Genomic DNA, 12937 nt, shown 5'->3' with positions numbered 1-12937 from the left:
GGCAAAGCACAGGGCGTCTACAGAGCGCCTTGCCGCCACAGTTTTCTGCACAAGCTATTACGATCTTTCTGTTTCAACTTCACATAAGCGATCTGATCATCCGTCAAGCGGCGGCTGAAAAGAGCCACAGCACTTCTTATTTACCCAGCTCTAATCCCCGGGAAATCACCGTTTTCAGCGTGTTGAACGCCGTCACATTGGCGGAATAGGCCTGGCTGGCCGCCATCGCGTCGGCAATCTCCTTCACCAGGATAACATTGGGCATTTCCAGATACCCCTCTTCATTGGCATCCGGGTGGGCCGGATCATAGCTGATGGGGAAATCTGAGGGATCCTCCATGATTTCCACCACGCGTACGCCGCCGTCTTTTTCACTGCCTCGGTTAGAAGCACCCATAGCATTGGCCATAGCCATGCGGAAACCATTGCGGTCGCCCTCCGCCTCAAAGACTACCATCTTCCGGCGGTAAGGTCCTTCTCCGTTTTCCGTACGGGTGGTATTGATATTGGTGATATTCTCAGAAATCACATCCAGCCGCAGCTGCTGCGCCGTCAGGCCGGAGCCTACCACATTGATTGACCCTAAAAAAGCCATTTATGTACTCATTTCCTTTCTGAAAAAGACTCTGCGAAAAGAACCCGTTTTAGCGGTATTCTTCTCTACTTATCCGATTCCAGCGGGCAGGCCAAATTTACCCGATCGCGGTCCGCAGGGCGCTGATATCGCTGGTCAGGCTCTGATACACATATTGCAGCTGATAAGCGTTGCGCACCAGCTCGGTCATCTGCTCTGTAAGATTCACGCCGTTTTCATCCCGGCGGGTGGTTTCCCCAATCTCTTCTATGCTCACGCTGGCATCCTCAATCGCCTGGCGCATAGAGCTTTTGCTGGCTCTGTTCCTACCGTGGTCGGCTGCCTCCAGCTGGGCCTGAAAATTTTCCTCAAATGTAACCAGCTTTGGCTTGTAGTTGGGTGTCTCCACATTCGCAATATTGTCCAGCATGGCCACCTGCTTTGTCCAAAGAAACTCCATGGAGCGTTCCATCATGCGCATACTGTTATTGGTAATGCTGTTCACAGCTAACCCTCCTAACTTGGTTTCTTCTGGGCAGTGTCTCTACCCAAAAGGAATTCCGTTTTAGTATAACACGTTTTCGCATTTTCTGCAAGCCCTACGTTGAATTTTATATTCAGGAATTCTTTCCCAAGAAACACCGGAACTTTTCTGGAATTTCAGGCGATTGCCAGGCTGTCCCTTCATTCTATGGAAAGAGGAGACAAAATATTATCCCGTTTTTGTCGCGCTTTGTCTCAGTCTTTATTTTTCCACCCTGGTAACCTCATTCTCTTCCAGCCGGTAGACAGCCGTACCATCTCGGGCCACCAGGAACGTGCCCTCTGGCTGGTTGCTCCCGGAGGCGTCCGAATAGACGATGATCTTCATACAGGGCAGATTATCCACAGGCACCGCTTTTTCGCTGGGATAAATTTGGTATTCTGCCATTTCTGTGCCGGAAAGGCCCAGATCCTCCGGGTTCAGCCGGTAAAAAAAGTCCACCGTCTCCTCCACTGTCATCATATGCAGCTCTTCCTGGCTTTCCACTAGGGCCGAAGAAGTTCCCTCGGAGCTTATTAAGCTCCCCGAAGTCTCTCCATTTACCGCTGGGCTAGAGCCCTCCGCCAAGGTCTGGGAAGAGGAGGAACCGCCATTCCCGCTGCCGCAGGCCGCCATGGACAGGCCAAAAGCCAAGACTACAGCGCCCAGGGCAAGACTGTTGTGTTTCATTGGTATCCCTTCTTTCTACTTTGCTTAGAACTTGCTCCAATAAGATTCCGCGCCTATGTTTCCGGCTAATTCGGCACAAGTTCTTACTCTGGTCAGCTTACTCCCGGTACTTGATGGTAACCTGGTCATTTCTGCGCAAAATCTGGCTGAACTGTCCCTCCGCGCCGTTTACCAGCAAATCCACCGGACGGTCCAAATGGCTGAAATCCAGTCCGGAGAGCTCCAAAAGGTCCATCAAGTAATAATCCCCGCCTTGTGCTTTTGGCTTCAGCTGGATGGGTTCGCCATTGAGCATCACCCGCATCCCCCCTCCAAAGGAGAGCTGTTCCGGAGCCTCCAGCTCTTTTTGGGAAACCTTTTCTCTTTGAACAGGCTTTTCTTCTCTCGCAGGCGGCTGGAAGTTCTTCTTTGACTCTATGGCCATTCTTTGCGGCAAGGCCGGTTTCGCGTTTTCTGGTTTGCTTGCAGCCAGCTCCACGGTCTCAGCAAGCTGTTTCTCCACCGCCTCTTTTTCCTCTTTTTCCGCCAACTTCAATCCCTGCGCTACAGGCAGCCCTTCCTCGGTCTTTTCAGAACGAGAAACTGTTTCCTCCGGCTTTTTCGTAGCTGTTTCCGCAGCATCCGCCCTTTCCTTCCCGGCCAGCTTTTCCACGTTTGCCAGCTTAGTCATGGAGTTTGCCATCCCGCGCCGTGCAGGAATCTTTCCTCCCGCCGTCTCAATCGCGTCTCCCTGGCGGATTTCATATGCCAAATCCTCTACCGGCTGGCCGTTTACCATTACGGTTCCAGAAAAATCTTGGCCCAGCAGTTGAAACAAGGTCTGAGTGGCGGCTTTTCCAGGCTTGGCCGGTGTAAACTGGATTCGGTCCCCCGCCTGTACGACAGTGGAAAACTCCGCCTCCCGATCGTTAATGGACATCTTGGACTCTACGCCCGGCATGCCCCGGAAAAATTCGCGCTGTCCGTTCAGCGTAAAAGACAAGTTTCCTCCGGTACGGCCCATCATATCCCCATAATGATATCCATTCATCAGCAGCACGTCCCGCAGGCTTAACGCTCCGTTCCGGAACAGCTTTGCCGGAAATCCGTTCAGTGTCACCATATAGCTGTCATTGATCATGCCCAAGGCCGCCGAGGCGCCAATCCCCAAAGGAGTGGCGTACTCCGGATCATTCAGTTCGTATTCGTCAGACCAGGCGCTGCTGCCAAAATGATTTCCAGCCAAGGCCACCCGGGCCTCGCTCATCTCCAGCTCAGCGGCAATCAGCTGGGTAAGGCCCATCAGTTTGCTGCCGCCTCCCGCCAGGAATACCGCCGAAGGCACGCCGCCGTTCAGTTCCATAATCTGGGCCGCGATCTCCTTCGCCAGCCGCTGTGCCGCCGGAAGCAGGATGTCATACAAATTCTCACTGCTGATCTCATGCTTGACGCCCAAAATGTCTGGATACTGTAAAGGCTCCACAGAACCCAGCCCCATCTTCAGCCGCTCTCCAGTTTTAAAGTCTACCAGCAGGCTGCGCATCAGCAGCTCTGTAATCTCGTCCCCGGCCACAGTAGCCATGGTATATCCCACCACGCTGCCCTCCCGGCACACCGCAATGTCCGAAGTTCCCGCGCCGATATCCACCAGAACCAGGTTCAGCAGACGGATATCCGACGGAATCGCGGCATTCAGGGCGGCAATGGGCTCCAGTGTCAGACTGGACACCTCCAGCCCCAAACGATTGGTAACAGCATACAGGCTCTCTACCACCCCGCTGGGCAGAAACGTGGACACCACATCCGCCTCAAAAACCCGCCCCCGGTGGTCCAACAGGTTCATCATGGGATAGCCGTCCACCACGTACTGCCGGGCGGTATAGCCTACCATATAAAACCGGCCCTGACCAGCGCTCTCTCCCGCAATGCGCTTTTCTGCCTCAGAAACTGCTCCTGCCTCCAGCTGGCCGATTACATCCGCGTCGGCCCGGCGGAGGTCGTCAAATTGCAGCCGAAAGCTGGCGCTTTGCGATTTCAATGCCCGGCCTGCCGCCGCCACACAGACCCGGCCGAGCTTAGTGCCGGTTTTGCTCTCCAACCGGTGGATTACCTCTTGGGCTACTGCTGCCACCTGTTCAATTTCCACAATTTGCCCGTCCAACATGGCACGGCGGCCGTGCTCTTCTTTTTCAATGGCCTCCACATGAAAGCGGCCCTCTTCCACCTGGCCCAACATGCCAATAATGCTTCGGGTGCCGATATCCAGCGCGAATACAGTCCCTGCATCCTGTTTTTTCAAGCTCTCCGGCAAAGCACTCACCTCTTCATTTATCAATTACGGTTTTCCAGCCTAGGCCTGCTTCTCCCAGGCATACAATTAGGATTTCCCTTATATCCGGGGAGATTCAGCGGGCGCTTTCATGCGCTCGCCTTTTAGTCAAACGCCTCTCCTCTTCCCTTCCAGCCATAAGCCTCTACCCTTACAAAAAAACGGGCGGCCTAGATATATAGGCCGCCCGGATCTCGTTTGCTATTTACACACCGCGGCTTTCAGCACTGGTCAGGCAATTAGTATTTATCATAGCCTGCACCGGTAAAGCTGTCGCTGGAGCTTCCCTCATTGTTGCGAACCGGAACAGTAACCGGAGTGCCAATTCCATCCTTGCGTAGCTGGAACTTGCTCATCAGCTGATCCATAATCTGAGCCTGAGAGGACAGCTGCTCGCTGGCGGCAGCACTCTCTTCGCTGGTGGCGGAGTTGCTCTGCACAACGGCGGAAATCTGGCTGATACCCTCGCGAATCTGCTCAATGGACTCGGCCTGATGCTCGCTGGCATCCGCCACATCGCCCATCTTCGCGACAGCACCGTTTACCATGCTCACGGTCTTATCCAGCGCCTCAGAAACATCGGCCACATAGGAGCTGCCCTTCTGTACGGCGTTGATGGCGTGCTCAATGCGCTCCTTCGTGGCACGGCTGGCTTCGTCAGACTTGGAGGCCAGCACACGGACCTCATCGGCTACCACCGCGAAGCCCTTGCCGGCAACACCTGCCCGGGCAGCTTCCACAGCGGCGTTCAAAGCCAGAATATTGGTCTGGAACGCAATGTTAGAAATCGTGTCGATAATGGTGCCCACCTCTTCGGCGGCTGCCTTGATGTCGTTCATAGCGCCTACCGTGCTCTGCATCAAATCGCTACATACTGTAATCTGAGCACTCGCGTCGTTGGAAAGCTGGCTGGAATCCCTGGCAAGGCCTACGCCTTCCTCAGCGCCCTGGGCAATCTCCGTGATGGTTGCGGAGAGCTCTTCCACAGCGCTAGCCTGCTCGGTTGCTCCCTGCGCCAGCGTCTGGGCGCTGTTGGAAACCTGATCCGCGCCAGAGGAAACCTGTTCGGAAGAGGATTGGATCTGCGTCAGCGTGTCACTCAGATTGAGGTTGATACCCCGGATAGAGGTAAGCACCGCGCTGAGCGCGCCCACATAGTCGTCCTCCGCCTCCGTACGGATATCGAAGTTGCCTTCAGCCATGGCCTTGAGCAGACGGTTCACATCCGCAATCACGTTGCTCAGCACCCGCTGGCTAGTACGCAAAGCCTGACACATATCACCCAGCTCGTTTTGGCTCTCAAAGTTCACCGGAATGTCCAGCTTGCCCTCGCTGTAACCGATCAGGGCTGTGCGGGCCTCTTCCACGGGAGCCATGATGTTACGGATAATACGCAGCTCTAAAAGCATAACCAGAATCGTTGCCAGCACCAGCACCGCAATAATTATGATGATAGAAATCATGCTGGTATTCGCCTGCGTTTTCAGGATCGCATCTTGGCTGGCAGTAATCTCTTCCTGAAGCGCGGCCGCTGCCTCATCTACCTTGCTCAGCGCCGGAGTACATTCCTCCTGCAACTGGCGGATAGCCTCCTGCAGATTGCCGCCAGTCGCATTAGCTAAAATATCCGGCACTATTTGTCCCCAGACCTGCACCTCAGATATGTAGTTGTTCAAAGAGGTATCGTCCTCCAGTGCATGGAGAGCCATCAGCTCCGGAATGTCCTTCTCCAGCGTGCTGAGTTTTTCGTTTATGATCTTTGACGCAGTAGACACATACTCCGAATCAGGCGCCAAAGCTACGTCACGCAGGTTGCGGGCGGCCATATTCACGTTCAGGCGGCAGGTACGAACAAGAGTGCTGGCACGAACATTAGTGTCGATGATTCTCTGATAGCTGCTGGACTGAATGTTCATAATCACCAGCGTGGCCACCACAATGGCAATGCTTACCACAACAGTGACCGAAAAGCCCAGGATAAGACTCATCTTGATTTTCATGTTTTTGAGCATGACTGCTCCTCCTTCTCTTTGGTTCTTTTTTATAACGGGCGCGGCGGGGATTGAGGTTTTCCGCCGTTTCCGTAATTTCCCACTCAAGCCGGCTTGGAAACCTGCCATACCAATTATAAGCCATTCGATTCCTGCTGTCAACAAAATCAAGCTGGAAACAATAGCCAGAATTGTCCCTTGGCATTCCCTAAGGCCTATTATAAACCCCAATATTCAGATTGTCAAACAATAAATTTCTTCTTTCTGATATTTCTGATATTTATGAAATAACGGTTCAAACAATGTCTCCAAACCTGCCCTTTTGCACATCTCCCACGATTCTCCCATCCACCAGGGTAACCACCCGCCTGCGCATAATATTTACAAACTGTTTGGCATGGGTGGCCATGAGAATGGTGGTTCCTCTGTGGTTCATTTCGTCCAAAAGATGCATCACATCCCAGATGCTGTCGTCATCCATCCGGTCCGTTATCTTATCCAGAATCAGGATGGGCGGACTATAGACAATGGCCTTTGCCAGCTCTACCCTTCGGCATTCGGAAGAGGACAGCTCCGCCGGATACTTGTCCTCGCAGTCAGGCATTCCTACCAGCCCCAGCGCCTTGCTGATCAGCGGCTTGTCCGTAATCGCCCCGCCCATTTTCGCGAAGCGGCCCGGAGGACAAAGATTGTCGTAGATGGTGGCAGTGCGTACTAGCCCGGATTCCTGCGGCACCCGGCCGAAAATATATTTCAGCTTTTTCTCCTGCCGTCGGTTCAATTTGGACAGATTGACCTGGTCCAGATATACCGCCCCCTCATCCGGCTGCAAAACTCCAGAGATAAGGTTCAGCAACGTACTGCTGCCCGCACCTCTGCTGCCTACAAAAAAGACAAAATCTCCCTGTTCGATCTCCAAGTTTACTCGAGAAAGCGTCTCATATCGCTTATTGGTCTTTTTAGAACCCTTAAACAGTTTCGAAACATTCTCCAGGCGAATCGTTGGCATGGCTGCTATTGCTCCTTCCCCTTCATCTGCGGTGCTTTACAAAGCATTCTTTTTTTGCTATAATCAAATCAAATTGCGGTACAATTCTACTATTTCCATGATTCTGGAGGACCACTTGAAAAGTTCCAGCAACGTGTTCCGGCCTACCGCCGGAAAAAGCCCCCCAAAACGAAACCGAAAATCCATTGCCCTGGCTCTGGCTCTGGCCTTTTTGTGTGTTTGTGGCACAGAGCTGGCTTTTTGCTCCTATTTTGCCCCGGCACTCTTCCAAAAAGTTACGGGCCCCGTGGTGCAGCCTGTGGTAGAGGCAGTCCAAGCAGTCAAATCCCAGATGGACCTCTGGCGCTTTCGTCGGCGCCGGGACTTTGCCGTGATAGCGATTGTCGGCGCCGCCGGGGAATACTTCACCCCAAGGCCCGTGCCGTTTCCTGACCCGCCGCAAGTAACTCCGCTTCCCGTCATTCCCGAGGTTCCCCCCAAGGCTCCCGCCATCACGGAATTCCTGGAGAAAGATGACGGCACTTTTCTGACAGGCGGTAAAATTCCTTGTGTCTACTATAATCAGACTGACGAGGCCTGGCGGGATAAGCCCTACGGCTACGACACCATCGGTCCCTACGGCTGCGGGCCCACCGCGATGTCTATTGTAATCTCCAGCATGACCAGCCAGAAAATGGACCCGGCGCAAATGGCCCAATGGGCCTATGAGCACGGTTACTGGTGTTCTGGCAGCGGTTCCTATCTGACCATTGTAGAGGAAACATGTAAAGCCTTTTCCCTTGATTGCATTCTTGACAAGCAATGCACTGCCGCCGCCCTTCGTGAGCATCTCAACGGCGGTGGGTTTGCAATAGCCCTAATGGGTCCTGGGCATTTCGCCTCTAACGGACACTTTATTGTGCTCCACGGCTCCGCTCCCTCCGGTGAAGTCTTGATTGCTGACTCCAACAGCAGGGAAAACAGCTTGGCCCTCTGGGATCCCCAGTTCATCCTCGACGAGGCGGCCGCCAGTAATGGCGATGGCGTGCGTATATGGCTGATCTCTTCTCCAGAAAGCTAGTCTGTAAAGGGATTCACTTTTCAAAAAGGCTGGTTGCAAGTATGTACCTTTACATTTTGCTTCTGTATAAAGCTCTATAAAGGTGGATAGCTTGCCAATTTGGCGCTTCAAACCGTCCCTCCGCACATAATATAGTGACTTGCTATCTGGATATCGCCTTCATTATACCACCATTTTTCTCCCACAACAAGAGGAGAAATCATTCCTTTTTAAAAATGCTCTCTACCAGCTGGCAGTAATCTTCTCCGCTTTCTATCACCCTTATTCTGAAATCATTTCCTTCCCCAAATATGCCCTTTCTCTCCATGATGTTTTGACAGATCTAAACGTTTCTTTCTCAGGAAAGCAAGAGCGCCGCCTGGAATCTTCTCCCGGCAGCGCTCCTTCTATATTCTGTAGTTTGCTGATTGCGTTTTGAAATTTACCGGTATTTGGAATAGAATGACCGCCGGCTGTCCAGTCCCATACTGATTCTTTTATCTGTTTCCTGGCACCGCAACAACAGCCTCCGATTCTGCGAAACCTGCCCGCATAGTGCTGCTTCGTTGGCATCCTGCGCCTCTCCGCCCTCTAGAATTTCCCGGGCGCGGATCGCGTCCTCCTCCGGTAAATCCAACACCTGCTGCCGGAGCCCCTGCTGGATCTCCTCCAACTGATTGGCCGGCTCCGCGCGCATATTCAACAGCATCTGAACAGATACCTCGTCCTTGCGGTTTACCGCCTCCGCCAGCTGCCTGCTGATATCTTCAAACTCTACCAGCTTGATATAGAGCCGCCTGGCTTTCAAATAGAGCTCATCCAATATACGGCTGTCCATCCAGCACCCCCTACGTAGACTCTCCCTGGAATTTTTTCTCCTGTTCATCCGCGCAGTTCTTCTCCGCTTGACGAAAACTTTCCCGCAGTTCTATCACCATGCGGCGCACATCGTCTAGCACCGCCTTGTTCCGGCCTATTTTCACCCTAGCCAACTGGTAGTCAAAATAGTCGTACAAAGCATGAAGCTCCCTGCTGATTTCATACTGACGGTCCAGCGTGTCGTCTAAATAGCGGATAATATCCAGACTTTTGTCTACCGAGGCTTCCAATAGCTCAAATTCATTCTTATCCAGCGCCAAGTCACATCTCATCAGATTTTTGACCAGCTCGTCATACAGCAACAGGAGCAACTCGCCAGATGTCATCGTACTAATGGACTGTTCCTTATAATGCTGGATAGGGTTATTCTCCATAACTACCTCTCTTGCCTTTATTGACGTTCAATTAGTACCCGCCGGACAGGCCAGCCAGCATGGAGCTCTGAGAGTTCATCTGATTGATGAGCAATTCCAGCTGTGTAAACTGATTTGTATAATAGTCGATCTTACTGCTCATCTTGTCCTGCCACTTTTCAATCTGCTCGTTAAGAGAGTCGATCTGGTCATTCAACTCGTTGTTGTTCAGAGAATACGAGGAAAGAGTTGTGCCGGCTTTCTTCACGAGAATACCCGGGTCGCCGATGGAAGTCTTACCATACTGCTCCAACACGCTGCGCACATTAACCATCATGCCGTTTACAGAGGCCCCGCTGGACGTCGTCTGGGTAAAGGCATTGGTTACCTTGTCGGGATCCGTCTCCAGGGCACTGCGCAAAGCGTCCTCGTCCAAATCGATTGTGGTCAGACCGCCTTCCTTCTCATACCCCACTTTAATGCCAATAGACCGCAAAGCAGCTCCCATTCCGCCAGAGCCCTGTACCGCGTTGGTAAGTTTGGAATACAGGCTGGCCAAGTCACTGTCCCCAAAGAGCAGCCCCGTCTTTGCCTTGTTCTCATAGGCGGTGATGGCGCTCTCGCTCATGGTGTTCTTATCTTCATCGGTCAAAGGCTGGTACTCTTCCTTTTTGCTGTTCTTCAGAGGCTCCGTCCGGAAGGCGCTGTGCAACGCCTTTACCAGCGCGTTGTAATCGTTCACAAATCCCTTAACCGCGTCCACAATCTTATCTGAATCAGTTTTCGTGGTGAAGGTGATGGCCTCGGTATCCTTTATGGCGTTGCCGTCCTCGTCATAGCCGAAGGTGCCCTTAAGGGTAACGTTGTAGCCGTCCAGGTCTACGGTGTTGCTGGACCGCTGGATCTCCATGCGCTTCCCGTTCACGGTGACGTTCAGAATGGCGTCCTGGCCCGCAGAGTACCGCGCTGTGGCCGTGTCGTCATCTGTAGCCGCCTTAGACACGTCTCCAAACAATGCCATAGCGATATCATTGTCCTCCGTGGCGGCCTGCATGGCTCCGGTCTCGTCCGCGTGTCCTTCCGCGCCCATGGTAATCTGCTTCGCCACGCCGGTCTCCTTGCTGGTGAAGGAGAACTCGCCCGTAAAGGCAGAATACTTTGCGGTTACTCCGGCGGCAGAATTGGTGATCTTATCCAGCACATCCTGCACTGTATCGTTCCGATTCACGATGATATCGGTGCCGTTAATGGTCAGAACGCCATTGCCCGTGGGGTTCCCCTCATCGTCTTTCAGGTTGAACAGCTTATCCGCCTTGTCTCCCAGGACCTTCTCCAGAGTCCAGCTGGTGCTCATGGTGTTGCTGTAGCCGCCCTCGCCCAGGCCCAGGGCCTTGTTTCCTGCCGCGGTGGTGGTGTTCACCGTTAAGGAGCTATGCTTGTCGCTGATCTCAAACTGGAGGCCGCCGTTGCCGTCCTCAGTCACGCTTACACCGTCTCCGAATTCCTTTTTCAGCTGCTTGTTCAGCTCTTCGGCAAATTTCTCGGTAGTGATATTCATGGGATCGCCGGTGGGTCGATCCGGATCCGCACTGACCGCGCGCATAATAACGTCGCCCAGGTTGAAGGTCTTGGAGTTTCCGTCCAGGTTCACAGTCAGAGTCTCTCCCAGCAGCTTGGTGACTACCATTTGCTTGCCGGACAGAGCCATGTCTGTGGAGCCAACCTTGTTCTGCTCCATGGTATTGCCGTTTTTGGTGAACACCTTGGCCATGTCGCCGCTCACAGAGGAGAGTTCCAGGGCGTTGCCCTTCTTCTCGGTGAACTGGATATTGCCATTCTCATCCAGGGAGGCCTGGATCAATTCGGAGGCATTCTTGGTGCCGCCGTTGGTGGTGATGGTCTTTTCCGCCAGCTTGCTGTTGATTGCGTCCACAAACTTCTCTTTGGCAGTCTTTCCCTTGATGACTTTATCTGTGCCATCGTCGTTTTTCTCCGGGTTCCCGTCCGCATCCAGCACCGGTGTATCCGGATCGTCGGTAAAGATCTCGTCCGCCCCGAAGTTCAGCGTGATCATCTTGGTATTGTTGCCGTTGCCGTGGGCCAGACTGATAGAACCGCTCACATTACTTACTTCTACTGACTCGGCGCTCCAATCGATCTTCTCATTGGCAGAGGCCTTCACAGCCAGCCGCTTCGCGTCGATATTATACTGGGCGGCGCTGGCCATCTGCTTGATGCCGTTAATCGCCACGCTGCTGGTGCTCTTGCCGGTCACATTCACCTTGGCAGCATTTTCCCCATTGGCGATGGTGCTCACCGCCTTCTTAAAGAAGGTGGTGCTGAGAAGATTCGTATTGGATGTATAGGAAAGGTACTTGTTCAAAATGGAGTTCATAGAGCCAATCAGGCCCCGGTATGCATCCTGCTTCCACTGCAGCTTGGTCATCCTCTGCTGCAGTGAGGTAATCTTCGTTTTATATCCCGAAATGCTGTTTTCAATCATGGACTCCGTGTCCATACCGCTTGCAAGGCCGCTAATAATATTCTTGTTGCCGTACAAACTGCTGGAGGTACTGTTGTTTTTCATCAAACTTGATACAGAAGCCATTGCATTCACTCCTTTTTTGTGATAACATATCTATGATAGGGTTCAGCTCGGTTGTTTTTACCGCGTTCCAGAGAAAAAATCCCCCTTCCCCCAGAAAAAATAGCGGATAAACACTTAACTCATTCCCTATTTATATCGACATTACCACTGGAAAGATAAGAGCTTTCCGCGAAAATTTTGCTCTTGGAGAGGACTCTTGTAATGGAAAAAATTATTGCTGTTACCAACCAAAAAGGCGGCGTAGGCAAAACAACCACTTCCCTTTCCCTCATCAACGCCCTGCATATGCGGGGATACCGCGTGCTGGGTGTTGACCTGGATCCTCAGGGCAGCCTGGGCTTTTCTGCCGGGCTGGATATTGAGAACAGCGAGACTGTCTACGAGGTGATGAAAGGCTCCGCTGCCATTGAGGACGTAATCGTCTCCACTGATCTGGGAGACATGCTTCCCTCAAACATCCTGCTTTCCACCGCCGAGCTGGAATTCAATACTCCCGGTCGGGAATACCTGTTGAAAAACGAGCTAAGCAAGGTCGAGCGGGACTACGACTATATCATCATCGACACGCCCCCCGCCCTGAACGTGCTCACCATCAACGCTTATGTAGCCTCCGGGGCGCTGATTATTCCCATGGCGCCGGAAATCCTCAGCCTGCTGGGCATCTCTCAGATTCGGGACACCATCAATACCGTACGCAAGTATTATAATCCAGACCTGCGGGTTCTGGGAATCCTGCTGAACAAGTTTAACAACCGTCTGACCCTGAACCGGGAGGTCCTGGAGCTCTCCAGCGAAATTGCCCGAAAGCTGGACACTTGTGTGCTGGATACCAAAATACGCACCAGCGTGGTAGTGGCAGAGGCCCCCGCCCATGGGGAAAGCGTGCTTTCCTATGCTCCCAGCTCCAACCCCGCCCAAGATTTCCAGGCACTGTTGGATGAATTGATAGAAAAGAGGTAATGA

General features: G+C 52.8%; 11 protein-coding genes. 2 read left to right on the top strand and 9 right to left on the bottom strand.

Annotated features, from left to right (window positions below; translation table 11 throughout):
* Positions 1 to 136 precede the first annotated feature (136 nt).
* The 6 genes from flgC to D7X94_RS01000 all read right to left on the bottom strand — a co-directional run bounded on the left by flgC (position 137) and on the right by D7X94_RS01000 (position 7095).
* Positions 137 to 595 (bottom strand): flagellar basal body rod protein FlgC, encoded by a 459-nt coding sequence (flgC, locus tag D7X94_RS01025; RefSeq protein WP_120425826.1) that lies wholly within the window; start codon positions 593 to 595, stop codon positions 137 to 139.
* 97 nt (positions 596 to 692) lie between these two features.
* On the bottom strand, positions 693 to 1079 hold the full coding sequence (gene flgB / locus D7X94_RS01020; protein WP_120425825.1) for a flagellar basal body rod protein FlgB: 387 nt from the start codon (positions 1077 to 1079) through the stop codon (positions 693 to 695).
* Between the two features lie 240 nt (positions 1080 to 1319).
* Entirely contained in the window at positions 1320 to 1787 is a 468-nt protein-coding gene (locus D7X94_RS01015) for a hypothetical protein (protein ID WP_120425824.1), read from the bottom strand.
* 97 nt (positions 1788 to 1884) lie between these two features.
* Positions 1885 to 4101, bottom strand: coding sequence for a cell division protein FtsA (locus tag D7X94_RS01010; protein WP_147401635.1), 2217 nt, complete (start codon positions 4099 to 4101; stop codon positions 1885 to 1887).
* A 233-nt stretch (positions 4102 to 4334) separates the two neighbouring features.
* Positions 4335 to 6107 carry a methyl-accepting chemotaxis protein gene (locus tag D7X94_RS01005; protein ID WP_158590840.1) on the bottom strand — a complete coding sequence of 591 codons (1773 nt, stop codon included), beginning with the start codon at positions 6105 to 6107 and terminating at the stop codon, positions 4335 to 4337.
* A 274-nt stretch (positions 6108 to 6381) separates the two neighbouring features.
* On the bottom strand, positions 6382 to 7095 hold the full coding sequence (locus D7X94_RS01000; protein WP_120425821.1) for a cell division ATP-binding protein FtsE: 714 nt from the start codon (positions 7093 to 7095) through the stop codon (positions 6382 to 6384).
* Between the two features lie 115 nt (positions 7096 to 7210).
* Between D7X94_RS01000 and D7X94_RS00995 the strand changes: the two genes are divergently transcribed.
* Entirely contained in the window at positions 7211 to 8155 is a 945-nt protein-coding gene (locus tag D7X94_RS00995) for a C39 family peptidase (protein WP_158590839.1), read from the top strand.
* 421 nt (positions 8156 to 8576) lie between these two features.
* Here D7X94_RS00995 and D7X94_RS00990 read toward each other — a convergent pair whose 3' ends face one another.
* Genes D7X94_RS00990 through fliD form a run of 3 tightly spaced genes read right to left on the bottom strand, consistent with a single transcriptional unit; the run spans position 8577 to position 11974 of the window.
* Positions 8577 to 8972, bottom strand: a complete 396-nt coding sequence (locus D7X94_RS00990; RefSeq protein WP_120425819.1) for a hypothetical protein — start codon at positions 8970 to 8972, stop codon at positions 8577 to 8579.
* Positions 8973 to 8982: 10 nt separating this feature from the next.
* A complete protein-coding gene (fliS, locus tag D7X94_RS00985; RefSeq protein ID WP_120425818.1) occupies positions 8983 to 9387 on the bottom strand; it encodes a flagellar export chaperone FliS in 405 nt (134 codons plus the stop codon).
* 31 nt (positions 9388 to 9418) lie between these two features.
* Positions 9419 to 11974 carry a flagellar filament capping protein FliD gene (fliD, locus tag D7X94_RS00980; RefSeq protein WP_120425817.1) on the bottom strand — a complete coding sequence of 852 codons (2556 nt, stop codon included), beginning with the start codon at positions 11972 to 11974 and terminating at the stop codon, positions 9419 to 9421.
* A 201-nt stretch (positions 11975 to 12175) separates the two neighbouring features.
* Between fliD and D7X94_RS00975 the strand changes: the two genes are divergently transcribed.
* The gene (locus tag D7X94_RS00975) at positions 12176 to 12934 is read left to right on the top strand and encodes a ParA family protein (protein WP_120425816.1); all 759 of its coding nucleotides are present in this window, start codon (positions 12176 to 12178) and stop codon (positions 12932 to 12934) included.
* Positions 12935 to 12937: the final 3 nt, after the last annotated feature.

It is taken from the genome of Acutalibacter sp. 1XD8-33, from assembly GCF_003612555.1.
In the GTDB taxonomy this organism is placed as follows: Bacteria; Bacillota; Clostridia; order Oscillospirales; family Acutalibacteraceae; genus Acutalibacter.
Note: the sequence above shows the minus strand (reverse complement) of the source record. Positions and strands in the feature narration are given on the sequence as shown.

What these genes read in the sequence shown, in the direction of transcription:
- flgC (WP_120425826.1), bottom strand. Translation starts at nt 595, where the DNA reads ATGGCTTTTTTAGGGTCAATCAATGTGGTAGGCTCCGGCCTGACGGCG.
- fliD (WP_120425817.1), bottom strand. Translation starts at nt 11,974, where the DNA reads ATGGCTTCTGTATCAAGTTTGATGAAAAACAACAGTACCTCCAGCAGT.
- D7X94_RS01015 (WP_120425824.1), bottom strand. Translation starts at nt 1,787, where the DNA reads ATGAAACACAACAGTCTTGCCCTGGGCGCTGTAGTCTTGGCTTTTGGC.
- D7X94_RS00990 (WP_120425819.1), bottom strand. Translation starts at nt 8,972, where the DNA reads ATGGACAGCCGTATATTGGATGAGCTCTATTTGAAAGCCAGGCGGCTC.
- fliS (WP_120425818.1), bottom strand. Translation starts at nt 9,387, where the DNA reads ATGGAGAATAACCCTATCCAGCATTATAAGGAACAGTCCATTAGTACG.
- D7X94_RS01005 (WP_158590840.1), bottom strand. Translation starts at nt 6,107, where the DNA reads ATGCTCAAAAACATGAAAATCAAGATGAGTCTTATCCTGGGCTTTTCG.
- D7X94_RS01000 (WP_120425821.1), bottom strand. Translation starts at nt 7,095, where the DNA reads ATGCCAACGATTCGCCTGGAGAATGTTTCGAAACTGTTTAAGGGTTCT.
- D7X94_RS00975 (WP_120425816.1), top strand. Translation starts at nt 12,176, where the DNA reads ATGGAAAAAATTATTGCTGTTACCAACCAAAAAGGCGGCGTAGGCAAA.